Origin of the sequence: Lysinibacillus contaminans, assembly GCF_001278945.1 — a bacterium.
GTDB lineage: Bacteria > Bacillota > Bacilli > Bacillales_A > Planococcaceae > Lysinibacillus > Lysinibacillus contaminans.
The window spans coordinates 2,096,683-2,122,454 of sequence record NZ_LGRV01000003.1 but is presented as its reverse complement, the minus strand read 5'-3'; the positions used below and the strand labels follow the sequence as shown (position 1 = coordinate 2,122,454).

At 40.1% G+C, this 25,772-nt stretch carries 27 protein-coding genes; 23 read left to right on the top strand and 4 right to left on the bottom strand.

The genetic code is table 11. From position 1 onward, the window contains the following. Window positions 1-25 precede the first annotated feature (25 nt). Window positions 26-1,000: an alpha/beta hydrolase gene (locus AEA09_RS12485; protein WP_053584160.1), complete on the bottom strand. Its 975-nt coding sequence runs from the start codon at window positions 998-1,000 to the stop codon at window positions 26-28. A 202-nt stretch (window positions 1,001-1,202) separates the two neighbouring features. Between AEA09_RS12485 and AEA09_RS12480 the strand changes: the two genes are divergently transcribed. Together AEA09_RS12480 and AEA09_RS12475 are read left to right on the top strand one after the other, a co-directional pair. Continuing rightward, window positions 1,203-2,393 carry an acetyl-CoA C-acetyltransferase gene (locus AEA09_RS12480; protein ID WP_053584159.1) on the top strand — a complete coding sequence of 397 codons (1,191 nt, stop codon included), beginning with the start codon at window positions 1,203-1,205 and terminating at the stop codon, window positions 2,391-2,393. Window positions 2,394-2,415: 22 nt separating this feature from the next. Continuing rightward, window positions 2,416-2,688 (top strand): YqkE family protein, encoded by a 273-nt coding sequence (locus AEA09_RS12475; protein ID WP_053584158.1) that lies wholly within the window; start codon window positions 2,416-2,418, stop codon window positions 2,686-2,688. A 291-nt stretch (window positions 2,689-2,979) separates the two neighbouring features. On the opposite strand, the gene AEA09_RS12465 is transcribed toward AEA09_RS12475, so the two are convergent. Both AEA09_RS12465 and AEA09_RS12460 read right to left on the bottom strand, forming a co-directional pair. Beyond that, window positions 2,980-3,438, bottom strand: a complete 459-nt coding sequence (locus AEA09_RS12465) for a VanZ family protein (RefSeq protein ID WP_053584156.1) — start codon at window positions 3,436-3,438, stop codon at window positions 2,980-2,982. Beyond that, window positions 3,435-4,334, bottom strand: coding sequence for an aldo/keto reductase (locus AEA09_RS12460; protein WP_053584155.1), 900 nt, complete (start codon window positions 4,332-4,334; stop codon window positions 3,435-3,437). The genes AEA09_RS12465 and AEA09_RS12460 overlap by 4 nt, the downstream gene beginning before the upstream one ends. Window positions 4,335-4,411: 77 nt before the next feature. On the opposite strand from AEA09_RS12460, the gene AEA09_RS12455 reads away from it, so the two are divergent. The 12 genes from AEA09_RS12455 (at window position 4,412) to AEA09_RS12400 (ending at window position 15,220) form a co-directional block, all read left to right on the top strand. Further along, window positions 4,412-4,957: an NUDIX domain-containing protein gene (locus AEA09_RS12455; RefSeq protein WP_053584154.1), complete on the top strand. Its 546-nt coding sequence runs from the start codon at window positions 4,412-4,414 to the stop codon at window positions 4,955-4,957. Window positions 4,958-5,033: 76 nt separating this feature from the next. Next, a complete protein-coding gene (locus tag AEA09_RS12450) occupies window positions 5,034-5,543 on the top strand; it encodes a hypothetical protein (RefSeq protein WP_053584153.1) in 510 nt (169 codons plus the stop codon). Window positions 5,544-5,706: 163 nt separating this feature from the next. Further along, window positions 5,707-6,168 (top strand): ferric iron uptake transcriptional regulator, encoded by a 462-nt coding sequence (fur, locus tag AEA09_RS12445; RefSeq protein ID WP_053584152.1) that lies wholly within the window; start codon window positions 5,707-5,709, stop codon window positions 6,166-6,168. Between the two features lie 117 nt (window positions 6,169-6,285). Beyond that, entirely contained in the window at window positions 6,286-7,188 is a 903-nt protein-coding gene (gene xerD / locus AEA09_RS12440) for a site-specific tyrosine recombinase XerD (RefSeq protein WP_053584151.1), read from the top strand. Between the two features lie 90 nt (window positions 7,189-7,278). Then, window positions 7,279-8,460, top strand: a complete 1,182-nt coding sequence (deoB, locus tag AEA09_RS12435; protein ID WP_053584150.1) for a phosphopentomutase — start codon at window positions 7,279-7,281, stop codon at window positions 8,458-8,460. A gap of 13 nt (window positions 8,461-8,473) precedes the next feature. After that, window positions 8,474-9,724 (top strand): thymidine phosphorylase, encoded by a 1,251-nt coding sequence (locus AEA09_RS12430; protein ID WP_053584149.1) that lies wholly within the window; start codon window positions 8,474-8,476, stop codon window positions 9,722-9,724. 443 nt (window positions 9,725-10,167) lie between these two features. Continuing rightward, complete coding sequence (gene spoIIAA / locus AEA09_RS12425; protein WP_053584148.1) at window positions 10,168-10,521, top strand: anti-sigma F factor antagonist; 354 nt, start codon at window positions 10,168-10,170, stop codon at window positions 10,519-10,521. Next, window positions 10,514-10,954, top strand: coding sequence for an anti-sigma F factor (spoIIAB, locus tag AEA09_RS12420; RefSeq protein ID WP_053584147.1), 441 nt, complete (start codon window positions 10,514-10,516; stop codon window positions 10,952-10,954). Before spoIIAA ends, spoIIAB begins: the two co-directional genes overlap by 8 nt. Window positions 10,955-10,964: 10 nt before the next feature. Beyond that, the gene (locus AEA09_RS12415) at window positions 10,965-11,753 is read left to right on the top strand and encodes a SigF/SigG family RNA polymerase sporulation sigma factor (protein ID WP_053584146.1); all 789 of its coding nucleotides are present in this window, start codon (window positions 10,965-10,967) and stop codon (window positions 11,751-11,753) included. A gap of 15 nt (window positions 11,754-11,768) precedes the next feature. Beyond that, a complete protein-coding gene (locus AEA09_RS12410) occupies window positions 11,769-13,211 on the top strand; it encodes a spore germination protein (RefSeq protein WP_053584145.1) in 1,443 nt (480 codons plus the stop codon). A 109-nt stretch (window positions 13,212-13,320) separates the two neighbouring features. Next, entirely contained in the window at window positions 13,321-14,646 is a 1,326-nt protein-coding gene (gene lysA / locus AEA09_RS12405; protein WP_053584144.1) for a diaminopimelate decarboxylase, read from the top strand. A gap of 193 nt (window positions 14,647-14,839) precedes the next feature. Beyond that, complete coding sequence (locus AEA09_RS12400; RefSeq protein ID WP_053584143.1) at window positions 14,840-15,220, top strand: GNAT family N-acetyltransferase; 381 nt, start codon at window positions 14,840-14,842, stop codon at window positions 15,218-15,220. Between the two features lie 44 nt (window positions 15,221-15,264). Here AEA09_RS12400 and AEA09_RS12395 read toward each other — a convergent pair whose 3' ends face one another. Then, window positions 15,265-15,768, bottom strand: coding sequence for a DUF309 domain-containing protein (locus tag AEA09_RS12395; RefSeq protein WP_053584142.1), 504 nt, complete (start codon window positions 15,766-15,768; stop codon window positions 15,265-15,267). 171 nt (window positions 15,769-15,939) lie between these two features. On the opposite strand from AEA09_RS12395, the gene AEA09_RS12390 reads away from it, so the two are divergent. From AEA09_RS12390 to AEA09_RS12350, 9 genes are all read left to right on the top strand, one after another. Then, window positions 15,940-16,719: a segregation/condensation protein A gene (locus tag AEA09_RS12390; protein WP_053584141.1), complete on the top strand. Its 780-nt coding sequence runs from the start codon at window positions 15,940-15,942 to the stop codon at window positions 16,717-16,719. Continuing rightward, window positions 16,691-17,284 carry an SMC-Scp complex subunit ScpB gene (scpB, locus tag AEA09_RS12385; RefSeq protein ID WP_053584140.1) on the top strand — a complete coding sequence of 198 codons (594 nt, stop codon included), beginning with the start codon at window positions 16,691-16,693 and terminating at the stop codon, window positions 17,282-17,284. The genes AEA09_RS12390 and scpB overlap by 29 nt, the downstream gene beginning before the upstream one ends. Before the next feature lie 231 nt (window positions 17,285-17,515). After that, complete coding sequence (locus tag AEA09_RS12380; RefSeq protein ID WP_156312199.1) at window positions 17,516-18,547, top strand: D-alanyl-D-alanine carboxypeptidase family protein; 1,032 nt, start codon at window positions 17,516-17,518, stop codon at window positions 18,545-18,547. A 220-nt stretch (window positions 18,548-18,767) separates the two neighbouring features. Then, window positions 18,768-19,502 carry a pseudouridine synthase gene (locus AEA09_RS12375; RefSeq protein ID WP_053584138.1) on the top strand — a complete coding sequence of 245 codons (735 nt, stop codon included), beginning with the start codon at window positions 18,768-18,770 and terminating at the stop codon, window positions 19,500-19,502. Window positions 19,503-19,671: 169 nt separating this feature from the next. Next, window positions 19,672-20,205, top strand: coding sequence for a thiol-disulfide oxidoreductase ResA (resA, locus tag AEA09_RS12370; protein ID WP_053584137.1), 534 nt, complete (start codon window positions 19,672-19,674; stop codon window positions 20,203-20,205). Between the two features lie 13 nt (window positions 20,206-20,218). Beyond that, window positions 20,219-21,892 (top strand): cytochrome c biogenesis protein ResB, encoded by a 1,674-nt coding sequence (gene resB / locus AEA09_RS12365; RefSeq protein ID WP_053584136.1) that lies wholly within the window; start codon window positions 20,219-20,221, stop codon window positions 21,890-21,892. Beyond that, the gene (gene ccsB, locus AEA09_RS12360) at window positions 21,889-23,070 is read left to right on the top strand and encodes a c-type cytochrome biogenesis protein CcsB (protein ID WP_053584135.1); all 1,182 of its coding nucleotides are present in this window, start codon (window positions 21,889-21,891) and stop codon (window positions 23,068-23,070) included. Before resB ends, ccsB begins: the two co-directional genes overlap by 4 nt. Before the next feature lie 187 nt (window positions 23,071-23,257). Continuing rightward, a complete protein-coding gene (locus AEA09_RS12355; RefSeq protein WP_053584134.1) occupies window positions 23,258-23,974 on the top strand; it encodes a response regulator transcription factor in 717 nt (238 codons plus the stop codon). Further along, window positions 23,967-25,739, top strand: coding sequence for an ATP-binding protein (locus AEA09_RS12350; protein WP_053584133.1), 1,773 nt, complete (start codon window positions 23,967-23,969; stop codon window positions 25,737-25,739). The genes AEA09_RS12355 and AEA09_RS12350 overlap by 8 nt, the downstream gene beginning before the upstream one ends. Window positions 25,740-25,772: the final 33 nt, after the last annotated feature.

The window sequence follows — 25,772 nt, the reverse complement described above, 5'->3', positions numbered from 1 at the left end:
GTACAAGGTTTTTTCTATTTAAGTTTTATTTAGAAGCAAATGGAATGACATTTGATGAAGACGGTTCATTCGGTATTTTTTTGTAAATAAAGGATTCTAAAAATTCATGTATAAGATCCTCGTATTCAGCCATATTTTCATTAAAGGACTGAGCATGTGCACCTTTTTCAAAAAGTTTTAACTTCTTCGGACCGCTTTTTTTATTGTATAATTCCAATGACATCGTAGCGGGTATGAACGTGTCAGGCAGGCTATGAACAAACAGCACAGGCTTTTCAATATGTGTAACTGCCTCGGCTGGGGTCACACTTTTGAATGAGTAACCATCACGTAGACGAATGAAAAAGTCCGCGAAGCGAATAGGTATAATCGAACCATATTTTAATTCGGTCTTTGCCAATCTCTTCAGGAGTATTGAAAAATCAGTAAACGCACAATCGGAAATATAAAAATCAGCACCATCATTGACTGTACCTGCATATAGGAGCATGGCCGCAGCGCCCATTGATTCACCGTGAATGCCAAGAATTGCATCATCCCCAATCATGGCCTTCACCGTTTTGACAACTGCATCCAAATCATATTTTTCGTAATGTCCATAACTGGTTGTTTTGCCACCCGAATCACCGTGACGTCGGTGGTCAAAAATAACTGAATTATAGCCAAGACGTTCAAATAGTCGAGCATATCTTACTGAATTAATTTTATTTTCGGTTACACCATGGCAAATAATAATCGTATTATTTGTTTGCAGTGGCTGGAACAGTATACCGCGAATCGTGTAACCGTTAGGAGATTCAATATTTAATTCGCATTTGAAATGTTGATTGTACCAAACTTCATCGAAACGTTTTGCTGTTGTCTCACGTTCTCGAACAAAATCAGGATCCTTTTGCTGAATGTACATCAACTTATTAGATAGCGCGAAACCGAAAAAACCGGTTGCAGCAGCGGCAAGGGTCGTTGTAATAGTAGAAAATAAAAGCATTTTCTTCTTCAAGTTGAACACCTCCTCAAAACTGTTTCTTTACATTGTAATGTTCCCATCTGAGATTGAATAAACCACGACAACATTTTACAGAAATATAAGAACAAAATCTGACATATTCTTTATCGAAAAATGTCGAAATATTTGTTAAAATATAGATATCTGCTAGTAGCATATGCAGGTGACATCGATTTTTGAACGGGGAAAAGGGGAAATGGTTTTGACAAATGAGGTTGTGATTGTAAGTGCTGTGCGTACAGCAATTGGTTCATTTCAAGGGACATTAAAGGATGTACCTGCGACAACGCTTGGCAGCATCGTGATCAAAGAAGCGCTATTACGTGCTGGTATTACCGGGGAGCAAGTGGATGAAGTTATTATGGGAAATGTTTTAGCTGCAGGGCTAGGACAAAACCCCGCACGTCAAGCTTCTATTGGGGCAGGTTTACCGCATGCTGTACCAGCGTTAACGATTAATAAAGTATGTGGATCAGGCTTAAAGGCAGTACATATAGCAACACAAGCAATCTTAGCAGGCGATGCGGATATTATTATTGCTGGCGGTTTTGAAAATATGAGCCAAGCACCGTATGTATTAAAAAACGCGCGTGAAGGTTTACGCATGGGTGATCAAAAGCTTGTCGATACAATGATTCACGATGGCTTATGGTGTGCATTTAATGATTATCACATGGGTGTTACAGCTGAAAATTTATGTGATGCGTATGGGATTTCACGTGAGGAGCAGGATGCCTTTTCAGCACGTTCACAACAGCGTGCTGAAACTGCAATGGCAACAGGTAAGTTTGACAATGAAATCGTCCCGGTTGAAATTCCACAGCGTAAAGGAGAGCCAATCATTTTTGCTAAAGATGAATTCCCTCGTGCCGAGGTAACAGTGGAATCATTATCGAAACTGCGCCCAGCATTTAAAAGGGATGGCTCTGTGACAGCAGCGAATGCATCGGGCATTAATGATGGTGCAGCTGCAGTTGTGGTCATGTCAAAAGAAAAAGCACTTGAGTTAGGCCTAAAACCGATAGCGCAAATTACAGCTAACGCGAGCTCAGGTGTAGATCCATCGATTATGGGAACTGGCCCTGTAATAGCTGTGAAAAAAGTGCTGGCAAAAGCGAATGTATCACTAGAAGATATTGATTTAATCGAAGCAAATGAGGCGTTTGCAGCACAATCGATTGCTGTCGATCGCGAACTTGGCTTCAATCATGATAAACTAAATGTAAATGGGGGAGCGATTGCCCTTGGTCACCCAATTGGTGCTAGTGGTGCACGTATTTTAGTGACACTTTTACACGAGATGGAAAAGCGTGACGTAAAAACAGGTCTCGCAACACTTTGTATCGGCGGTGGACAAGGCGTAGCGACAATTGTACAACGCCCTTAAAGTTAATGAGAAGGTGAAATGAATGGGAAAGAAACGAAAACAACAACAACAACAGCGTGTAGATAATAACGCAACAGCCGGCCTACCGAAGCAAGAAGCAATGACACTTGCTGATCAGCTAGGTGGCGACGTGTTAGCGAAATTAAAAGCAGCTAAGCAAGATCTAACAGCTAAAGAACAAGCAGCAGCGGAAGAACGTCATGCACAGGCAGCCTTTGAGCGTAAGCAACGCGAGAAAAACAAATCGTTCGAAGAATTGCTAAATGAATATGGCGACAAAGGCACGAAGTTTTAAAGTAAAACAGTGAACCCGAATTTGGGTTCACTGTTTTTTCATGATAGCTGATAGAAAAGCGAATATCGCTGATAGAATTGTGAATATAGCTGATAAAGGTTCTGATATCGCTGATAAAGGTTCTGATATCGCTGATAAAAACGTGAATATCGCTGATAAAATTGCAAATATAGCTGATAGACACCGCTTACCTCTTTTCATATGTGGCTATTATTTCTTTTTGTCGAATTGTTGATCTGTAGGATGGTTGGTTATATTGTTTTTACTCTAAATAAGAGCATATGAACTTTATTAAGCTTGTCGTATTTTCCTAACCAACACAACAACCCCAACAAAAACAATTGCCCCAGTTGTATCTACTAACACATCCTGTCCATTCATCATTCGTCCGGGTGTAAAGCTTTGCCGAAACTCATCTAGCAATGCAATAAGCGCTGTCCCGATGATTGCTACGCTAGCTGCATAACGCCGCTTTCTCCATGCGAAGTAAATGCCAAGTGCAATGCAGCCAAACCCTACAAAATGCGTAAGTTTACGAATTAAAAACTCAATAAATTCAAAGTAGCCTCGCTCTTCAATTGAGACAACTGTATCCCAGTAAGGAATTTGTAACACTGATAACTGCTTTTCAAAAGGTTTACTCGCGAGTATGTCCTCAAGTGCTGGGATAATGGTCTGTTGTTCATACGTCATGCTAGAGGAAATTGCCAGCACCACTAAAAATAAGAGTAAAACAATCCATTTTTTCATCGATGGTCTACATATTTTTTATTTTTTGTTAATTCTCTAGCTACTTGAAAATTAGTAATGCACGTAGCTTTTTCATAAGCGACAAGCGTTTCTTCAAGTTGCTGACGTGAACTAGCGCCAATTACGGTAGAGGCGATGGCTGGTTCTTTCAAATTGAATGCCAGAGCAAGTGCATGTAAATCGCCATAATGTGCGGCTAATTTTGCTAAAGTCTTATGTAATTCCTCAGCTGTATATGCGTTATACCCGTTTGCACGACGTAAGCGTTCGTCCCACTCATTTGTTAGTAAGCCTTTTGCAACAGTGCCGCGTGTCACGACAGAAGCGCCTTCGCTAGCGACAAAATCAAACCATTCTTCTGGGCGACGGTCGAGTGCACTATACTGCATCATGACACTTTTCGCCGAACTTGCTGGTAAAAAACGTTTCAACACATTTGGTCGAATCGAGGAAATCCCATATTCTCGAATCAATCCATCCTTTTTCAAACTTTCAAATGTGTCGATAATCCCATCCCAATCATCCTCAATTGTCCCACCATGCAGTTGATAGACATCAATATAGTCGGTCCCAAGGCGTTTTAAACTTGCACGAGCAGCCTCTTTTATATAAGAAGGAGAAGCATCCCAACACCAACCATCGACACCTTCTGTCCAACGATTTCCGACTTTTGTCGCAAGCACAATATCCTGACGGCGTTTGCCTAAAATTGAGCCAATGATCTCCTCGTTAACTCCAAAATCATATAAATCGGCCGTGTCGATTGTATTAATACCTGCATCAAGTGCCATATCGACAATACTAGCCGCTTTTTCCTTGTCTGTCGAAAGAGACATGCCTCCTAAACTAATTTCTGATATAAACAAATCACTAGAGCCGAGTTGTCTTTTTTTCATCCTATTGTCCTCCTTCGAATTCGCTACTTGTAATGGTACAATGAACATATCTGAAGAACAAGTGAGGTCTTTTGCATATGAAAAAATTTGAAGAGAAAACAACGCACACAACGCCTATTTTCGATGGGAAAATCGTAAAATTACAAGTCGATGATGTCATTTTACCGAATGGCAAGGCTGCAAAACGTGAAATCATTAAGCATCCGGGCGCAGTAGCGGTCATTGCCATCACAAATGAAGGAAAACTAGTTTTAGTGGAGCAGTACCGAAAAGCTTTAGAACGTTCGATTATTGAAATTCCTGCTGGCAAGCTTGAGCAAGGAGAAGAGCCTATCGTCACAGCTCGCCGCGAATTAGAAGAAGAAACAGGCTATGGAGCGCATGAATTTACGTTTTTACAAGCCTTTGCAACATCACCAGGCTTTGCGGATGAGATTATTCATATTTTTGTAGCAAAAGATTTATATCAAATTGAAGAAAAAGCAGATTTAGATGAAGATGAATTTGTCGAATTACTAGAAGTTTCGTTGGAAGAGGCACAAGAGATGGTCGCAAATGAGCGTATTTATGACGCGAAAACAGCGTTTGCAATCATTTGGTTTGCCATGCAACAGGCAAAATAATCATAAGGACAACCTTGCATAATAGTAGATGACGAGCATAAGCTGTAACAACCTTTACAAGAAAAGGAGAATGCTTATGTCTCGTACGGTTTCTATTTTTTATCACGCGTCTATCGTGGCAGTGAGCTTTGTTTGTGGCGTCATCTGCTTTCATATTATTGGTAGTGCGAATGCGGAGTCTTTCATTTTGTACATTGAACCGCGTCTAGCGGGGGACAAGCAGTCCATTTTTCGATTAGTACTGCCTGTGGTTGTTTCCATTGCTACTATACTTTTACTAGCAACACATAGCTTTTTGAAAATATTTATCCGTGTAACGGTAGCGATGCGTGCAACTTTTTTTGGCTTTAGTTCAGTGTTTCTTTTGCAAAAACTAGAGGCATTTTGGCTTTATACGATTTGGTGGTTCCCATTTCAACTTATCTATTGTATATTGTTGCTAGTTCTATGTAATTTACTCGTGCCAGCTTGGACGAAGAGAAAGATTGGAAAAAAAGTACCTGGACAATCAATTATGTTGAATTTTATTGCTTTTTTTATCATAATGGTTGTAGAATTTATTTTACTAACGTACGTTTTATCTTAATTCAGTTTTACTGAAAAGATATACCTTAGGCGAAAGTCATAGATTTTGCTTGCACAATTCAAAATTTAGACGTATTTACGCTGACGGTAATTGAAATTATATCGCTATCTTGTAATAGGATTAACTCCTTTGGTATAATGGAATGAGTTTAGGGGGGCGTCACATGGAGGGCCGTATTGATCGTATTAAAAAACAGTTGCATAGTGCTAGTTACAAGCTGACGCCGCAGCGAGAGGCAACAGTTGCTGTATTGCTTGAGCATGAAGAAGACCATTTAAGCGCAGAGGATGTATATCTTTTAGTAAAAGATAAAGCACCTGAAATCGGTCTGGCTACTGTCTATCGAACATTAGAGTTATTAACAGAGCTAAAAATTGTCGACAAAATTAACTTTGGCGATGGCGTATCACGCTTTGATTTACGCCAAGAAGGCGCCGCACATTTCCACCATCACCTCGTTTGTATAGAATGTGGAGCTGTCGATGAAATCCAAGAAGATTTACTCGAAGATGTGGAAGCCGTTGTTGAAAAGCGTTGGAACTTTATCATTAAAGATCACCGACTAACTTTCCATGGTATTTGCTGGCGTTGCCATGATAAGAACGACGAAAATAATGGAGAATAATAACGAGAAACTGTCCAATGAAATCTTCACTATAGATTTCATTGGGCAGTTTTTTGTTTTGCCCATAGTGACCGTGCTAGAATAGAGAATAATTGACAGTAAGGGGGCGGCTTTTCGATGAACGAATTCCAATTTGCAATAGAAGATTATATTCATTTTATCCAGGTAGAGCGGCAGTTATCCGCGAATACACTCGCATCCTATCGCCGAGATTTAGAGAATTACGTACAATTTTTGCAGGAAATTGAAGGAATGATAGATTTCAAACGAGTGGAAAGAACAACTATTTTACGCCATTTAGAGCAACTACGTATACAAGGGAAAACGAGTCGCACAGTCGCACGACATATTTCTTCGATTCGAAGTTTTCATCAATTTCTATTACGCGAAAAGCGTGCGGAAACAGATCCTACTGTGCATTTAGAAATGCCGACAATTGAACAAAAATTACCCAATGTCTTATCAATTGAGGAAATTGAGGCAATACTGTTAGCACCTAATCGTAGTAAGCCGCAGGGTATCCGTGATGTAGCAATGTTGGAATTACTTTACGGTTCAGGTATGCGCATTAGCGAGCTGATTGCACTTGATTTAGCAGATATTCATCTCACAATGGGCTTTGTACGTGTATTCGGCAAGGGTGGTAAGGAACGCATTATCCCACTAGGTAAAAGTTCGTTGGCCGCTTTGAGTGCCTATTTGGACGGTGCGCGAGGACAACTTCAGGGGAAATATCCAAAAACAGAGGCGTTTTTTATAAACCAGAGAGGGAAACGTTTAACAAGGCAAGGTTGTTGGAAATTAATGAAAGAGCATGCTTTAAAAGCAGGAATAAAACACGAATTAACTCCACATACTTTACGTCATTCGTTTGCAACTCATTTAGTCGAAAATGGCGCTGATTTACGTGCAGTTCAGGAGATGCTGGGCCATGCGGATATTTCCACAACGCAAATTTATACGCATATTAGTAAAACAAGACTATCAGAAGTATATAAGCAATTCCACCCGCGTGCATAAAATTTCATATAATTGTCAGATGTCTGACCTTTATTTTTTGATTTTTTTTGGGTAGAATGAAGAAGTTGAATGAAATAGGAGGGTACATCTATGAATAAACAATTTAAAAAAATACATGTAGTTGTCTTAGACTCAGTTGGTATCGGTGAAGCGCCAGACGCAGAAAAATTTGGAGATGTTGGTGCGCATACATTAGGCCATATTGCTGAAAAAATGAATGGGCTTACAATGCCACATTTAGAGTCTTTCGGTTTAGCAAACATTGAGCCACTAAAAGGATTAAAAGCTGTAGATAAACCAAAAGCATACTACGGTAAAATGCAAGAAGCCTCTGTAGGAAAAGATACAATGACAGGACACTGGGAGATCATGGGTTTAAATATTGATAAACCATTTAAAGTATACCCAGAAGGATTCCCTGCTGAATTGATTGCAGAGTTGGAAGCGCGTACAGGGCGTAAAGTACTTTGCAATAAACCTGCGAGTGGTACTCAAGTAATTGATGATTTTGGACCAGAACAAATGGAAACAGGGGCTTTGATCGTTTACACATCTGCTGACCCAGTACTACAAATTGCTGCACACGAAGAAATCATTCCACTTGAGGAATTATATAAAATTTGTGAAATTGCACGTGAGTTAACGTTACAGCCTGAGTATTTAGTTGGCCGTGTCATTGCACGTCCTTACATTGGTACACCTGGTAATTTCACACGTACTTCTAATCGTCATGACTATGCGTTAACGCCATTTGGACGTACAACAATGAATACAATGAAGGATGCAGGACTAGATGTAATTGCTATCGGTAAAATTTCTGACATTTTCAACGGTTCAGGTGTGACAGATGCAGTACGTACGAAAAACAATATGGATGGTATGGACAAATTTGCAGAAGTTGTTCGTCGTGATTTCCACGGTATGAGCTTCTTAAACTTAGTTGATTTTGATGCAAACTTTGGTCATCGTCGTGATCCAATCGGTTATGGACATGCACTACAAGAGTTTGACGCTCGTTTGCCAGAAATCTTGGAAGCGATAACAGAAGATGATCTACTAATTATTACAGCTGACCATGGTAATGACCCAACCTTTCCAGGTACAGATCATACACGTGAATTTGTACCACTTTTCGTGTATTCACCACGTTTCAAAGAATGTGGCGAGATAGCTCTTCGCGAGACATTTGCTGATATTGGAGCAACGGTTGCTGAAAACTTCGGCGTAGAAGCACCACCTTTCGGAAAAAGTTTCTTAAACGACCTAAAATAAGGGGGATCTTATCATGAATATGGCGCAGCTATTTGAAAAGAAAAAGCACGGCAAGGAACTTTCACAAGAAGAAATAAAATACTTTGTAGAAGGTTACACTAACGATTCAATTCCGGATTACCAAGCGAGTTCTCTACTTATGGCCATTCGTTTAATGGGCATGACGGACGAGGAAACATTTTATTTAACAAAAGCGATGATTGAATCCGGTGATGTGATAGATTTAACTTCGATCAAAGGCTTTAAAATCGACAAGCATTCAACGGGTGGTGTTGGCGATAAAGTAACATTAATAGTGACACCTATTATCGCAGCTTTAGGTATTCCTGTTGCTAAGTTCAGTGGTAAGGGCCTTGGTATTACAGGCGGTACAATTGACAAAATGGAATCAATTCGCGGGATGAGAACGGAACTCTCTTCACAAGAATTTATCGATAATGTCAATAAACATAAAATTGCAGTGGCTGGTCAAACGGGTAATCTTGTACCAGCCGATAAAAAGATATATGCGCTTCGTGATGTGACAGGAACAGTCGATTCCATTCCGTTAATTGCAGCGTCAATTATGAGTAAAAAAATTGCTAGTGGTGCTGATGGCATCGTGCTTGACGTGAAATGTGGTTCTGGGGCATTCATGAAAACACAAGAAGAAGCAAAAAAACTTGCTGATGCTATGACAGCAATCGGTGAAAAACTTGGTCGTAAAGTAGTTGCACATATTAGTGATATGGACAATCCACTGGGTAGAATGATTGGTAACAAGCTTGAAGTCGTAGAAGCCCATGCACTATTAAGCGGGCGTATGGAAGAAACACATGCTGATTTACTAGAAGAGTGTGTCATTATTTCTTCATTAATGTATCAAGTTGCGGCTGGTGCAGATGAACAAACGGCAACGGCGGCTGTTAAACGCGTACTTGAGGACGGTTCAGCTTTAGCGAAGTTTGAAGAATTCATAGTAGCACAGGGCGGTGACGTAGCAGATATCGTGCAAAATGACACAGCACATAAAGTGGCGGTGACAGCACAACAAGGTGGTATTGTTGATACGATTAATGCGTTATTAGTCGGTGAAGCAAGTGTCGCTTTAGGTGCGGGCCGATTAACGAAGGAATCGGCACTCGACTATGATGCAGGTATCCAACTTGTCGCTAAAAAAGGTGATAAAGTAGCAGCTGGCGACACGATTGCCTACCTATATTCTAATAGTGAAATTACGCAAGATACGATTAATAAAGTACAATCAGCATATAAAATGGCATAAAAATTAAGTACATTACCAGAAGTCGCAGATGATATTTGATTAAAGAGCGTAATGATCAGAGAATGCTCGTTGATTGGAGTGGAGGCTGGGCGACTCCTGGGGGATTAGCGTCATAGATGAGACCCTGGAGCGAGCTTGCGAGTGAAGCGGCTCATCAGACGCCCCCCGGAAAACGCCCAGCCAGAACGGAAATCAACCACAAAATATGGTAATGAATATAAAAATAGTTAAAACAGCGAGCTATCTCTAAATGGAGATGGCTCGCTGTTTTTTTCTTTCCACTTATAATGTCATATGCCAAGGTTTAAAACCTCATATTTTATCCTATACTGAAGCCATAAGTATGTCGAATTGACACTATTTCGGAAAAATATGAACTAGTTTTGTCAGTCACAAGGAATCACCACGATGGATGTGGAATTGCACGGGAGGAGGCGATGTTCATGCAATTTCAAATGGAAATGGTTTCAAGAGATACAGTTGTTGTTCGTTTATATGGTGAGTTAGATCACCATGCGGTTGAACAAATTCGATCGAAAATTTCTGCAGCGATATTCCAAGGTGCAGTTTCGACGGTCATTTGGAATTTAGGCGGGCTTTCTTTTATGGATAGCTCAGGCGTTGGTTTAGTACTTGGTCGTATGCGTGAACTTGAGGCTGTGGCTGGCCGAACAATACTATTAAATCCGTCGCCAACGATGCGTAAAGTGTTCCAGTTTTCAGGGTTAGGTCCTTGGATGCTAGATGCGACAGAAGAAGAAGCGATTGAACGCGTAAGGGGGATTGTAAATGGATAACGAAATGACATTAACGTTTTTAGCAATTAGTGAAAATGAAGGCTTGGCACGCATTGCTGTGACAGGTTTTATCGCCCAATTAGATCCGACGATTGATGAATTATCTGAATTTAAAACGGTGGTATCAGAGGCCGTATCGAATGCTATTATACACGGTTATGAAGAAGATGGACGAGGTGTCATTACGGTCCGTGCACAACGTGTTGACGATGTTGTAACCGTATCTGTCATGGATAAGGGAGTAGGCATTGAAGATGTCAGTCAGGCAATGGAGCCGTTATTTACAACGAAGAGTGAGATGGAACGTTCAGGAATGGGCTTTACAATTATGGATAGTTTTTCAGATCAGCTAACAGTGATGTCTAAGTGGCGGGAAGGGACGACTGTCACATTTTCCAAAAAGTTTTATTCGGTTCGCACGGCGGTCATGTGAGGGTGCTATCGTGAAGCCGCTAGAACAGTCGTCCGAAAAGCTATTGTCACAGGCAGAAATGCGTGAGTTAATCGCGCTTTCACAACAGGGCGATCAGGAAGCACGTAAGCGAATGATTGAGGGCAATACGCGGCTTGTGTGGTCCATCGTCCAGCGTTTTACAACACGTGGAGTTGAGCTAGAAGATTTATTTCAAATTGGCTGCATTGGACTGATGAAGTCAGTCGATAAATTTGATTTATCGTATGAAGTGAAGTTTTCGACGTATGCTGTGCCGATGATTATCGGAGAAATTCAGCGCTTCCTTAGGGATGACGGTATGGTGAAGGTCAGTCGTTCAATTCGAGAGCTGAACTTTAAAATTCGCCATGCGACGGATGAATATATCAAACAAAATGAGCATCCGCCTACGATTCATGAGTTAGCGCTAACACTCGATGTCACGGCAGAAGAAATTGTCACCGCGTCGGATGCATTAAGGGATCCTGCTTCATTGCATGAGCAATTATTTGAAAGTGAAGGGGATTCAATCACTTTAATGGATCAAATGAAGGATGAAAAATCCGAGCAACCTTTTGAATATATTCCACTTAAAGAATTGTTAACACGTCTTGAACCGAGAGAGCAGTCGATTATTTATTTGCGCTATTTTTCAGATTGCACACAATCGGAAATTGCAAATAGGCTAGGTATATCTCAAGTGCAAGTGTCGCGTTTAGAGAAGAAGATACTAGCGCAATTAAAAAGCTGGATGGCAACTAGTACGAAGGTAGAGCAGGAAGTAAAAAAAGACATCTAAGAAAATGGTGACAGCATGACAAATAAGATATTTAACAGCCTAGAAGAAGCGGAAAGTTTTTTAAAAGAACAATTCGGCGATGGTGAATCCTTCGACGTTTGTGTAAAGCATATGTTTATCAAGGATTTACCCGTGCTTTGTGCGTATATTAGTGGACTTGTGGATGGGAGCATATTAACGACAATTTCGTCTAATTTATTACCAGATGAAGACATCGATATTGAAGACGAAAAGGAATACTTTGAGGCTTACTTTAATTTTTATGGTCGTTCAGAGGAGACAGAGCGGAAGGCATACTTGCTTGCTATTTTAAGTGGTCAAGTAACATTTGTGACAAAAAGTGGATTCTGCTATGTAGCTGAGCTTCGTAATTATCCTGGGCGTACGCCAGAGGAACCGGACAATGAAAAAGTTATTCGTGGTTCAAGGGACGGATTTACGGAAGGCATTATGTTCAATACGGCACTTGTTCGTCGCCGTATTCGTAATAGTAATTTAAGATTTGAGCTGCATAAAGTGTCTAAGGATGGCCAAACGGATGTGGCATTCGCTTATATGAAAGGTATTGTGAATGAAGAAATGCTCGATAAATTACGGCAACGACTTTCACAAATTAATCATGACGGACTAACAATGGCGGATAAATCGCTGGAAGAATGGCTATTCAAGCAAAAGTTCCATCCTGTGCCATTTGTGCGGTATACAGAACGTCCTGATATTGCAGCAGCGCATATTCTCGAAGGACATATTGCCATAATTGTGGATACGTCACCATCAGTTATTTTAGTGCCTATTACAGTCTTTCATTTGCTGCAACATGCTGAAGAATACAGGCAGGCACCTGCAGTTGGGACATTTATTAAATTTATGCGTTATTTTGGCACGGTGATGGGCTTAGTACTATTACCGATTTGGTATGTATTTGTGACGCAGGAATCTTTATTACCTGAGGGACTGTCATTTTTAGGTTCTGAGGAAAAATCGAATGTTCCATTATTACTGCAAATCATTATTGCCGATCTCGGCATTGAATTTTTACGGATGGCCGCCATTCATACCCCGACCCCATTATCCACTGCGATGGGCTTAGTTGCTGGGGTTATTATTGGACAGATTGCGATTGATGTCGGACTATTCTCATCAGAGGTTGTATTGTATACAGCAGTAGCCGCCATTTTCTTATTTGTAGTTCCTTCGTATGAATTGAGTATTTCTATTAAGCTGTTTAGATTTGCGCTCTTACTGATGACGGGTTTATGGGGCGTAAACGGTCTGTTCATAGGATTGTTTTTACTGTTCACGTATTTATGTTCATTACGTCCTATGCAAGTACCGTATTTATGGCCACTTGTACCATTCTTTCCAAAGGCAATGCTTCGTGTGTTAATAAGGTTCCCGATGACAGATGACGCACCTCGACCTTTTATAGTTGCTTCCAAGCACCGAAAAAGGTCATAGATGGCATTGCGCTCATATTTTGCATGTGCTAAAGTTCACATATAGTATTTTGTGATTTTTGAAAAAATTTTCACGAGATGGAACTGATGTGAAAAAGGGAGAGATGCACATGCATTTATATGGGACACAAGCAATTTCTGAAGACGGTCATCTAACAATTGGAAAAGTAGACACGCTAGAGCTTGCAAAACAATATGGTACACCACTTTTTGTTTACGATACAGCACTGATTCGTAAGCGCGCTCGTGGGTTTATCGACACATTTAAAAAACTAGGTGTAAAAGCAGAAGTAGCATACGCTTCAAAAGCATTTGCCTGTGTAGCGGTGTACCAATTAGCTGAGGAAGAAAACTTATCATTGGATGTTGTGTCGGGTGGAGAACTTTTTACAGCATTAAAAGCTGGATTCCCGACAGAACGTATTCATTTCCATGGGAACAACAAAAGTATTGCAGAATTAGAGCAAGCTTTTGACGCTAAAATTGGCTGTATTGTCGTGGATAATTTCTATGAAATCGAACTTTTAAAAGAAATTTCAGAGCGTCGCCAGCAACCAATGCGTATTTTATTACGTGTCACTCCAGGTGTGGAAGCACATACACATGATTTCATTACAACTGGACAGGCGGATTCTAAATTTGGCTTTGATTTACATAATGGTCAAGCCGATGAAGCGTTTAAGCAAACTTTCAACCATGAATATTTAGAGCTACTAGGATTACATTGCCATATTGGCTCTCAAATTTTCGATACTGCTGGCTTCGGGTTAGCGGGGGAAAAATTAATCGACAAAATTTCGGCATGGAATAAGGCTCACGATTTTACATGCACTGTGTTAAACTTGGGTGGGGGCTTCGGTATTCGTTACACAGAAGAAGATGCGCCACTTGAGCCACAAGTATATGTAGAAGATATGATTACAGTTGTGAAAAATAAAGCAACTGTGCTAGGCCTTACAATGCCAGAAATTTGGATTGAACCAGGCCGTTCGCTTGTGGGTGATGCAGGAACTTCACTTTATACAATAGGTTCACAAAAAACAGTACCCAATGTACGAAAATATATTGCTGTTGATGGTGGGATGAGTGACAATATTCGCCCTGCATTATACGACGCAAAATATGATGCGGTCATTGCAAGTAAAGCAAATGCACCGAAAGAAGAAACGTACACAGTTGCTGGTAAACTTTGTGAGTCAGGTGATAAATTGATTATTGATGCAAAACTTCAAGAAGCAGCTTCTGGTGATGTATTAGCTATCTTCTGTACAGGTGCTTATGGTTACTCAATGGCGAGCAATTATAACCGTGTACCGCGTCCGGCAGTTGTGTTCGTAGAAAATGGCGAACATCAATTAGCCATAAAACGTGAAAGTTATGAAGATCTTGTACAAAACGACCTCCCTCTAACGCTAAAAAAGGGTGAGTCAATTTGAGAAAAAACAAATGGGTATTATTAGCATCCATGACGACGTTTATTTTGTTATGGGGCGTTGTCTACTGGGTATTAGCTTCTAAAGGAATTCTTGGTCCTGGTTCGTAAGGTAGTCACTCTACTTGCGGTCAAAGTACAAATCGTGTAGGATAGTCAAAGATTATGTACAGCTAGAAAAAGAGGGAATATAGCCTATGTTAATTCGATATAAAAAAGCTTTCGAGAAAATAGCCATGGGGCTACTCTCGTTTATGCCTAACGAAAAAGACATAAAAAAGCTCACAGAGACAATCCAATCCTATGAAAATGATGAAAATTGGATTTTATATTTATTAAAAAAGAACGATGAATATGTTGGGATTGTCGGCCTTGTGCTAGACGATAAAACAGCAACTATTCAGCATGTTTCCGTTATCCCTTCGTATAGAGGTGAGGGTTTTGCCAAAGAAATGCTGCAGGAAGTAGCAGCACTTGGTTTATATGAAAACGTGCGCGCTACCGATGAAACAAGAGGGATTGTTGAAAAGTGTATTGATTGTACAGAAGAGAACGAAGATGGACCAAAGGATCTTTGAGCCAACTATGTACAATGCATAAATGAAGAAAAAGCAGACGATATTTAACGTCTGCTTTTTCTTTGTTTGCTTTCTAGTCGCTCAGCAAGAATATGTGAGCGATCACGTAGCATATGTTTATGAAGAAGATATTCGCTACTGTTAGTAGGTAGGCTGTTTATACGTGCTGTAACTAGTGGCTGGATCTCACAGACAATGGGCAATGTAAAGGCATGAAAAGTATCGCCAGCCTGAGTGCGCTTGATGGCTATTTTTGTGTGAGTGAGTAATGACTCGTAATCGATGGCCTCATAAAACTCACTATTCTTATTGAGCTCGAAATTTTTTAGTGCCTTTTGCAAGATACGTGTGGCACCAGCTTGATTTCCGCGTCGCCAATGATAAAGGCCAGTTGCCAATTGTACTAAACCGACTAGTGGATGGTTTTTATCGCCGGGTGCAATATCTTTCCAATATTCCTCGAGCACTTCATGACATTCAAAGAAATCTTCATTGCCATTAAAGTATGCGCAGTAATCGATAAACAAAGTGTGGTGCTGTGGATGCATTTTGAGCTCCTTTCCTCTATACTAAAACATGAACTTAACTTTATGTAGTAAGCATTGAAAGCTTGCTACATAAAGTTAGAGCCTCCGGTGTATGTCATAGATTTTGCACCATTCAAAATCTGGTCGTAATCATATAGAGGCGTAATTGATAGATGTCAGGGTGGGTACAACATGTCTTACGAAGTGAAATTAGAAGCCTTTTCCGGGCCTCTCGATTTATTATTGCATTTAATTCACAGATTGGAAATCGATATATATGATATTCCGATGGCTGAAATTACACAACAATATATCGACCATATACATGCCATGCAGGTGCTTGAGTTAAACGAGGCAAGTGAGTACTTAGTGATGGCGGCTACATTGCTTGCCATTAAAAGCCGCATGCTATTGCCTATCCATGAGGGAGAATTAGATGAGACTGAATTTGAAGTCGATGGTCCTGACCCTCGTGAAGAACTTGTACAACGTTTAGTAGAGTATAAAAAGTATAAAGAAGCAGCAAGTAATTTACAAGAACTTGAAGCGGAACGTGCACAGGTATTTACGCGACCGCCCACAGATTTATCAGCATTAGCACCAGAAGAACAGTTGGCATTATTTGATACAAATATCAATATTTACGACATGTTAGGGGCATTCCAAAAGCTAATGCGCCGCAAAAAATTGAAGAAACCTTTGAAAACAACCATTACAAGGCAGGAGCGTTCAGTGAAAGATCAAATGCGCTCAGTTGTCGACTCCTTACGACTAACAGGTGGACGTGCATCATTTTTCGAACTGTTTCCCTATGAGGATAAGGCAACGCTTATTCTAACGTTTTTATCGCTACTTGAGCTTATGAAGCGCCAAGTAGTCGTAGTGGAGCAGGGCGGGAACTTTGAAGAACTTACCGTCACATTACAGAAGGAGGATTGGAATGATGACGAAACCATTGAATTTGTACAGTAGAATTGAAGCATTATTATTTGTCGTTGGTGATGATGGCTTAACGATTCAGCAATTAGCAAATCTCCTGGACGAACAAGATGAACTTGTAGCAGAAGCTATCAAAGAGCTTAGTACGACGTACGAGGAAGATTTAACGAAAGGCATCATGCTCAAAGAAATTGCTGGTGTTTATCAGCTTACAACAAAGCCTAAGCTAGCAGAGACGATTCAAAAATTAGTAGAAAATCCAACAGCGCAGTCATTATCGCAAGCATCACTCGAGGTACTGGCAATCGTTGCATACAAACAGCCAATTACACGTCTAGCCATTGAAGATTTACGTGGTGTGAAGTGTGAACGTCCATTACAAACGCTAGCCTCTCGTGGTCTTGTTAAAGAAGTTGGGCGTTCTGAAGGTACAGGCCGTGCGATTTTATATGGCACAACAAAAGAGTTCTTAAACTATTTTGGATTAAATAGTATAGAAGAGATGCCACTTTTACCAGAGAGTGAGCAAGGTGAGGCAGAGCCAGAAACAGATTTATTTTTAACGAAATTCCAAGAAACTTTTAGCGAGGCAAAGTGAGTTAATTTCATAAATAGTTTTTCTAGGGAAAATCACGAACATTTCAGTGGAGCGGAAAGCGTCCGCCTGTAGCGTAAAGATGCGAACGAACATATTTTTTTCTTTGCAATGTACGTAATTCTTGATGAAAATACGAATTTTGAAATTGATTCAAGTAACTTAAATTTTACGTAAATAAGGAGTGGCTTGTTGCAACGGCAATTTAAGTGGGTGTTGTGTAGTGTACTGTTCATGTGTTTGGCGTTCCCGAGTAGTAGCTTTGCAAGAGGTGGGAGCGGACATGTTGTGATTGACGGAGAAACTGGTCGAATACTATTGGGTGTTAATGAGGATAGTAGACTGCCAATTGCGAGCTTAACGAAAATCTGGACAGCACTTATAGCAATTGAAAATAGTGCGCTAGACGAAAAAGTTGTGATTTCAGCGAAGGCTGCTACAGCGGAAGGCTCGTCGATTTATTTGCAAGCAGGTGAGACAGTGACGGTAGAAACATTATTATATGGCTTAATGCTACGTTCAGGTAATGATGCGGCAACAGCTTTAGCCGAGCATGTCGGTGGCTCTGTAGACGGTTTCGTTCGTTTAATGAATGAGCGAGCTGCTGTTGCGGGACTTAGAAATACGGTCTTTATGAATCCGTCAGGCCTGCATCATGAAGAACATTTATCATCTGCGAAAGAAACAGCGGAAATGCTGCGAATAGCCCTGCAAAACAAAAAATTCGAAAAAATTGCTTCCACCGTATTGTTCCGTGCCGATACGACGAATGGGATGCTATGGGAAAACAAACACCGTTTAGTGCGGGAACAATCAGGTCCTGTAAGTGATTCGAAAGATGAGGAAGAACAACCGGTCACATCGCTGAAAAGATCGACAGGCTCAGCATATGCTGGCAAAACTGGCTATACGAAAGTAGCAGGTCGTACGCTTGCGACGGCTTTTCAAAAGGACGGGCAGACGTGTATTGTCGTGACATTAAACGAGTCAGATGATTGGCAAGTGCACCGTAGTCTGGCAAACTCGATCTGGCAAAACTATAGTCTTGAGACCGTTGTGAAAAAAGGGAAATACAAAGTGAATGACAAGGTTTCCATACGTTTAGAGAAGCCTATCCGGTTACAGCTAAACAAGGAAGAGAAGTCAAAGGTTCGACAAGTGCTGCATATTTCTAGAAAACGCCAGGAAGCAGTATTATCCATTTTCATTGGAGAAAAGCGTATTTACGCAACGAGTGTAAATGTAGAATCAGTGGATCGTAAGTAGCGATCCACTGATTTTTTTGTTTTTTTATTGAATAAAAAATTTAGAATACTCACGCTACTTGGATGTAATTAGTTTCCCTTTAATAATGTGCGAAAGTATGACATAATTTTCACAGACTAACGGGATATATAACTTTATTCAGAAGGCAACCAAATGCCCGTTAAATAGAGTTAAAGCCTCTGGCAAAAGCCAAGGCAAATTTGAACTAGAGGTGATAGTTATGGAAAGATTACAAAAGGTCATTGCGTACGCTGGAGTAGCATCAAGACGTAAAGCAGAGCAATTGATAGTAGAAGGTAAAGTAAAAGTGAACGGTGTTGTCGTGAAGGAGCTTGGTACGAAGGTTTCAAACTCAGACGCAATTGAAGTAGAAGGTGTAAAACTCGAAAAAGAAAATAAAGTTTACTTCTTATTATATAAACCGCGTGCCACAATTTCTGCGGTAACGGACGATAAAGGACGCAAAACTGTCACAGATTTATTTAAGCATATTCCGGAACGTATTTTCCCAGTAGGACGTCTTGATTATGATACATCCGGTTTATTACTTATGACAAATGATGGCGAGTTTTCTTATATGCTGACACATCCGAAATTTAAAATCGATAAAACGTATATTGCTCGTGTAAAAGGTGTGCCAACAGTAGAAGGCTTAAAAAAATTACAGCGCGGTATTAAGCTAGAAGATGGCAAAACAGCACCAGCAAAAGTAAGCATGACGTCTTATGACGAGGAAGCGGGTAAGGCGATTTGTGAAATTACGATTCACGAAGGCCGTAACCGTCAAGTACGTCGTATGTTCGAAGCAATTGGTACACCTGTTGTTAAACTGAAACGTGAACGCTTTGCTTTCTTAGATTTATATGGACTAACACCGGGTGAATACCGTCCATTATCGAAGCATGAAGTTAAGCAGCTTCGCGTACTTGCAGAAACAGGACAAATCGGTAATTAAGTAGGATATGCAAAGAAAGTGGACAACTCACTATACGTATAGTGTTGTTTTCACTTTCTTTGTGATGAAAACGTTCATAAATCATTCATAATTAATAACTAAGCTAAATTGTATCATTTTGCTATAATAGGATAGAATAGCACACCTTAGTAAAGGAGGGTTTATTAACTTGGATAAAAAGAAGAAGCGTCTCGTATCACGTACAATTATTTTAGCCATTTTAGCACTAGCGATTGGCTATACTGTATATGGCACAGCGACAAAGGATAAAGTAGAGTTAGTGAAAGTAGGCTCTGAAGCACCAGATTTCACGTTAGTAGATTTAGATGGAGAGAAGCATAAGCTTTCTGATTATAAAGGCCAAGGGGTATTTTTAAACTTCTGGGGTACTTGGTGTAAGCCTTGTGAAAAAGAAATGCCAGCAATGGACAGACAATACCAAGTCTTTAAAGACCAAGGTGTACAAACGCTAGCGGTAAACATTGCACAAACTGATTTTGAAGTACAGAACTTTGTCGATAAATACGAATTGTCATTCCCGGTAGTAATCGACAAAACAAAGGACGTTATGACTACTTATAATGTTGGGAACTTACCTGCTACGGTGATGATTGACCCTGACGGTAAAGTGGCGAAAATTATTACAGGTGAAATGACAGAGGCAGATATCGCTTCGTATATGGAGTTAGTAAAGCCTGAATAAGGAGATAATGACGATGGAGAATATCACTTGTGCTTGTGGTCATAGTAACCCATACGGCACGAAGCTATGTGAAAAATGTGGTCGTCCCTTAACGGAAGAAGAAAAACAAAATAAAGTTGTCGACATGCGCTATGACGGTACAGCAATTCGTTCAAAAACGTACAACAAATCAATTATCGACAAAATTTGGAACTTCTTCTCAAGCGTTAAAGTAGGGATTTCCCTTATTATTATTACGCTAGTCACAGCATCTTTAGGAACACTACTGCCTCAAGAAATGTATGTAAATGCTCCCGATGCCGTTAAACCAGCCTATTATGAAAAAGTGTATGGTTGGTTTGGAAAATTTTATAACAATTTAGGACTATCTGATTTGTATAGCTCTTGGTGGTTCCAAATTATAGTTGGGATGCTTGGTGTTTCTATTATTATCGCTAGTCTTGACCGTGGAATACCTCTCTATAAGTCATTAAAAAACCAACGTGTCAAACGTCATGAAAGTTTCATGAAACGTCAACGCATCGTTGCAGAAGGACAAGTTACTGCAAGTCCAGATGAAGTACTCGATAAAGTCGAAAAGAAGATGAAAGAGATGAAATATAACGTACGTCGTGATGGTAGCGCGCTGCTAGCAGAACGTGGTCGTTTCTCTCGTTTCGGTCCATACATAAACCACGTTGGTCTTATACTCTTTTTAGCGGGGGTCATGTTACGTCTAGTACCAGGCTTTTACGTTGATGAATCAATTGTAGTGCGTGAAGGTGAAACGCGTGCAATTACCGGCATGGATGGATATTTCATTGAAAACCGTGATTTTATATTAGAAACACATAATAATACGCCACAGGGTGAACAGTTAAAGCAGGGTGTCAACGTCGTTGCGAAAAACTTCCAAACAGACATCACTTTATACAAACAGCCTGAAGGTGCAATTGCAGGGGACACATCAAATCTTGAAAAAGTAAAAGATTATTCAATCCGTGTAAACCATCCATTAAAAGAAAAAGGTTTTGCCCTTTATCAAATGGGTTATCGTCTAGATGAATTGAAGCAAATGAATTTTGCTTTGAAAAATAAAGAAACTGGACAATCACTAGGTGAGGTTGGAATCGATTTAACGAACCCTGAAAAAGAATATGATTTAGGAAATGGTATATCTATAAAGCTACTTGTTTACACACCAGATTTCTCAGGTTTCGATAATGGTGCGCCACAAACGGCATCTTCAGCACCAAACAATCCTGCATTCTTATTTAAAATGATTACACCACAAACGCCTGAAGGTGAAACAAGTTTTGTAGAAATTCAAAATACAATTGAGCCACTTGGTTACAATCAGTATGAAATGAAATTTGCTGGAATAGAGACACGTGATTCGACTACCATTACAATTCGTAAAGACCGTACGATTCCAATTTTATTTGTCGGTGGTATTATCTTCATGATCGGTGTAGCAATAGGTTCTTATTGGAATCACCGACGTCTATGGTTGCAAGTAGAACCAGATGGTCGTGTTGTCATGGCTGCTCACGTTAATAAAAATATGTTTAGTATGAAAAAAGACTTAGATGCAGTCACAGAATATGCTGGTCTACCGCAATATACAGATCAACTTGATACTATTGCAGAAGACGAAGAGAATGCAAGTAATGGCAATAAAGAAGAGAAAGGTGACAACACGTTATGAGTTTAATTGATTTAAGTGGGAATTTGCTATATGTGGCATTCGTAGCCTATTTGGTCGCGACATTGCTTTTCGGTGGTGCGATTAAACAATCAAATGCAACAGGCAAAAACACAGAAAAATGGGGTAAGCTTGCCATTACTGTAACCTTAATCGGTTTCTTTTCACAATTAGGTTACTTCATTACACGTTGGATTCATACAGGACACGCACCTGTTAGTAATATGTTCGAATTCACGACTGCTTTTGGGATGTTTATCGTGGCATCGTTCATATTAATTTACTTTATTTACCGAATGACAGCTCTTGGTTTGGTGGCATTGCCTGTTGCATTGTTAATTATTGCGTATGCAGCCATGTTCCCGAATGAAGTAAGCCCATTAGTTCCATCACTACAAAGTCACTGGTTAACAATTCACGTTATTACAGCGGCGCTTGGTCAATCGATTTTAGCGATTAGTGCGGTAGCCGGGTTAATTTACTTATTAAAAGTTGTCGACGTAACGAAGAAATCGAAGCAACGTTTCTGGTTAGAAGCGGTTATGTATTGCTTAGTAGTTGTAATCGGTTTCGTAGTCATCTCATCAACATTCAGTGCAATGGATTATGAATCAAAATATACGTATGTTGATAAAGAAGGCGCAACACGTCAAATTGTTTACAATATGCCACCGATCTTCGGTATGAATGAATTTGAGGCAGTAGAAGAACATGGAATGTCTCCATTAGTAGAAATGCCAGGCATAATCAATGCGAAAAAATTAACGACAGTGGCTTGGTCACTATTAGTAGGGACAATCCTATACTGGGCGATTCGCTTAATTGCACGTCGCCGTATTAGTGCGATATTCCAACCACTCGTAAAAAAGGTTAACTTACAATTGCTTGATGAAATTGGCTATCGTTCTGTGCTTATCGGTTTCCCAGTATTCACATTAGGAGCGTTAATCTTTGCAATGATTTGGGCGCAAATTGCGTGGAGTCGTTTCTGGGGTTGGGATCCAAAAGAAGTATGGGCACTTATTACGTGGTTGTTTTATGCGGCATTCCTTCACCTACGTCTATCGAAAGGGTGGGAAGGTGAGCGTTCAGCTTGGTTAGCATTAATTGGTTTCGGTATTATCTTATTCAACCTTATTGCTGTTAACTTAATTCTTGCTGGGTTACACTCATACGCATAAACGTATATTGTTCACAGTAGAAATTTCATCCAATTTGTACATCAAGCATGTCTCTCGGAATGTTGTGATGTGAACGGACAAAGAAAAGCCTTCTTGCTGTGGCAAGAGGGCTTTTCTTTCTTTTCAATACGCCCTATACAATGTACAATAGAAGGTAGAGATAGATTGGAAAAGAGGGATCGCGAAAGTGTCAGAAAATATTTCAGTATTAGTAGTAGATGACGAGGATCGTATTCGCCGCTTATTAAAAATGTACCTTGAACGTGAAGGGTATCAAGTTGACGAAGCAGAGAATGGTAATGAAGCGATCGAGATGTCATTGGAAAAAGAATATCACTGTATTTTGCTTGATATTATGATGCCTGAAAAAGATGGGCTTGAAGTATGTGGAGAAATCCGCGAACGATCAGCAACGCCAATTATTTTACTAACTGCAAAAGGCGAGGAAGCAAACCGTGTACAAGGGTTTGAGCTAGGCGCAGATGATTATATTGTAAAGCCATTTAGTCCACGTGAGGTTGTGCTACGTGTGAAGGCGATTTTACGTCGCTCACAGGCATTTTCACCAACGCCAAATGCATCTTCTTCAAAAGATTTAGTTGTGTTCCAACACTTAATGATTGATCACGATGCGCACCGTGTAACGGCAGAAGGCATCGAAGTGAACTTAACACCAAAAGAGTATGAATTACTCTATTTCCTAGCGAAATCTCCAGACAAAGTATTTGACCGTGAACAATTACTAAAAGAAGTTTGGCATTATGATTTCTTTGGGGACCTTCGTACAGTGGATACACATGTAAAACGTTTGCGTGAAAAGTTAAATCGTGTATCTGAAAATGCCGCGAAAATGATTGTCACTGTTTGGGGCGTTGGTTACAAGTTTGAGGTCGTTAATGAATAGAATATGGAATAGTATTGTCGGGAAGCTATGGGTAACCATATTGCTTCTCGTTTCATTTGTATTGTTTGTTTTCACGGTATTAATGCTTGAATTCCTTCAAAATTATCATATGCAACAGGCAGAAAGCTCACTGCGTCAAACCGCTGCAACGGTTGCAAGTATTATAGATGACAACGAAACTGCAGAAGCCACTTCGGAGTTATTAACAGATATTTTACCTGACAGCACGAATGCACTGATTGCGTTAAATAATTACGAAGTATCGTTTGGGATGCAAGAGGGCGTTAATAAACAAGAAATACAAGATATGATACTAGCAAATAAGGCATTTCATAAGGTTTTTAAATCTGATGAACCGATTATTCAAGAAATGATGATGCCGTCCTCGACAGTTGAAGGAAAAATGGAATCGTATGTCGTCCTTGGTTTTCCATTAAATGTGGAGAATGAAGTACATGGTGCGGTGTTTATTTATCAGAGCCCAGATGCACTTCATAAAACATCAAAAGAAACAACGAAAATTGTATTTTTAGCGGCAGTCATTGCTTTTATCTTAACAACTTTCTTTGCATTCTTCTTGTCTTCACGTATTACCTCCCCTCTGCGTAAAATGAGAGAACTAGCCTTTGAAATTGCCAAAGGGAACTTCGAGGCAAAAATGCCAACGACACAAAATGACGAAATTGGGCAACTTGCTGTCGCATTTAACCAAATGGGTCGTCAACTAAAGCACAACCTAGAGGTCATTAATCAGGAAAATGAGCAACTGTCGAATATTTTAACGTCCATGACAGATGCGGTTATTACGTTTAACCGTGATCGTACTATTTTACTGAGCAACCCGCCAGCAGAACGTTTAATGCAAAAATGGTTTGTCAATAAAGGCTCGCAAAGTGCGAAACCAATTCCACCAGAGTTGTATCATATGCTCGATCACGTGTTGATGTTTGAAGATAAGCTAGAAGAGGAAATTGAAATGGACGGTAGCTATTATACATTTACGATAAGCCCGCTTTATAGTGGAGAGATGATTCGAGGTGCTGTTGCGGTTATCCGTGATATGACGGAGCAACATCGCTTAGAGAAGCTTCGTTCAGACTTTATAGCAAACGTATCACATGAACTTCGTACACCGATTGCCATGCTTCAAGGCTATTCTGAGGCTCTTATGGATGACTTTATTCAAGATCAAGAGGAACGAAATGAAATTACGAAAATTATTTATGATGAATCCAAACGGATGGGCCGTCTAGTGACAGATTTACTGGATCTTGCACGCATGGAGGCAGGTCATATGTCGCTGTATAAAGACGAATTGCCGATTAACTCGACATTTGAACGCATTACACATAAATTCGCACAAGTAGCCAAAGAGAAAGGTGTACAACTCATATTTAACAGTGAGTTTAGCGAGGATGCAGTTATAAGTATTGATGTGGATCGCATTGAACAAGTGTTAACAAATTTAGTAGATAATGCACTGCGTCATACAGATGAGGGCTCTGTCATAGTAAAAGTCGAGCAAGAGCCGACATTCGCGAAAATTTCAGTAAAAGATACTGGGCATGGTATTCCACAAGAAGATTTACCGTATGTCTTTGAACGTTTTTACAAGGCAGATAAAGCACGCACCCGTTCAAAAGGCGGCACAGGTCTTGGTCTTGCGATAGCTCGAAATATCGTTAAGGCACACTCAGGTAATATTATGGTAGATAGTGTGGTTCAGGAAGGCACAACCTTTACATTTTATTTACCATTTGAATAACATTTTCAGCAGAAGTCTCTCATCTCTAAAGGG

Excerpts from the sequence above, each read along its gene's own strand:
- AEA09_RS12480 (WP_053584159.1), top strand. The coding sequence starts at position 1,203 with ATGGTTTTGACAAATGAGGTTGTGATTGTAAGTGCTGTGCGTACAGCA.
- AEA09_RS12475 (WP_053584158.1), top strand. The coding sequence starts at position 2,416 with ATGGGAAAGAAACGAAAACAACAACAACAACAGCGTGTAGATAATAAC.
- AEA09_RS12465 (WP_053584156.1), bottom strand. The coding sequence starts at position 3,438 with ATGAAAAAATGGATTGTTTTACTCTTATTTTTAGTGGTGCTGGCAATT.
- AEA09_RS12460 (WP_053584155.1), bottom strand. The coding sequence starts at position 4,334 with ATGAAAAAAAGACAACTCGGCTCTAGTGATTTGTTTATATCAGAAATT.
- AEA09_RS12455 (WP_053584154.1), top strand. The coding sequence starts at position 4,412 with ATGAAAAAATTTGAAGAGAAAACAACGCACACAACGCCTATTTTCGAT.
- AEA09_RS12450 (WP_053584153.1), top strand. The coding sequence starts at position 5,034 with ATGTCTCGTACGGTTTCTATTTTTTATCACGCGTCTATCGTGGCAGTG.
- fur (WP_053584152.1), top strand. The coding sequence starts at position 5,707 with ATGGAGGGCCGTATTGATCGTATTAAAAAACAGTTGCATAGTGCTAGT.
- xerD (WP_053584151.1), top strand. The coding sequence starts at position 6,286 with ATGAACGAATTCCAATTTGCAATAGAAGATTATATTCATTTTATCCAG.
- deoB (WP_053584150.1), top strand. The coding sequence starts at position 7,279 with ATGAATAAACAATTTAAAAAAATACATGTAGTTGTCTTAGACTCAGTT.
- AEA09_RS12430 (WP_053584149.1), top strand. The coding sequence starts at position 8,474 with ATGAATATGGCGCAGCTATTTGAAAAGAAAAAGCACGGCAAGGAACTT.
- spoIIAA (WP_053584148.1), top strand. The coding sequence starts at position 10,168 with ATGCAATTTCAAATGGAAATGGTTTCAAGAGATACAGTTGTTGTTCGT.
- spoIIAB (WP_053584147.1), top strand. The coding sequence starts at position 10,514 with ATGGATAACGAAATGACATTAACGTTTTTAGCAATTAGTGAAAATGAA.
- AEA09_RS12410 (WP_053584145.1), top strand. The coding sequence starts at position 11,769 with ATGACAAATAAGATATTTAACAGCCTAGAAGAAGCGGAAAGTTTTTTA.
- lysA (WP_053584144.1), top strand. The coding sequence starts at position 13,321 with ATGCATTTATATGGGACACAAGCAATTTCTGAAGACGGTCATCTAACA.
- AEA09_RS12400 (WP_053584143.1), top strand. The coding sequence starts at position 14,840 with ATGTTAATTCGATATAAAAAAGCTTTCGAGAAAATAGCCATGGGGCTA.
- AEA09_RS12395 (WP_053584142.1), bottom strand. The coding sequence starts at position 15,768 with ATGCATCCACAGCACCACACTTTGTTTATCGATTACTGCGCATACTTT.
- AEA09_RS12390 (WP_053584141.1), top strand. The coding sequence starts at position 15,940 with ATGTCTTACGAAGTGAAATTAGAAGCCTTTTCCGGGCCTCTCGATTTA.
- scpB (WP_053584140.1), top strand. The coding sequence starts at position 16,691 with ATGACGAAACCATTGAATTTGTACAGTAGAATTGAAGCATTATTATTT.
- AEA09_RS12380 (WP_156312199.1), top strand. The coding sequence starts at position 17,516 with ATGTGTTTGGCGTTCCCGAGTAGTAGCTTTGCAAGAGGTGGGAGCGGA.
- AEA09_RS12375 (WP_053584138.1), top strand. The coding sequence starts at position 18,768 with ATGGAAAGATTACAAAAGGTCATTGCGTACGCTGGAGTAGCATCAAGA.
- resB (WP_053584136.1), top strand. The coding sequence starts at position 20,219 with ATGGAGAATATCACTTGTGCTTGTGGTCATAGTAACCCATACGGCACG.
- ccsB (WP_053584135.1), top strand. The coding sequence starts at position 21,889 with ATGAGTTTAATTGATTTAAGTGGGAATTTGCTATATGTGGCATTCGTA.
- AEA09_RS12350 (WP_053584133.1), top strand. The coding sequence starts at position 23,967 with ATGAATAGAATATGGAATAGTATTGTCGGGAAGCTATGGGTAACCATA.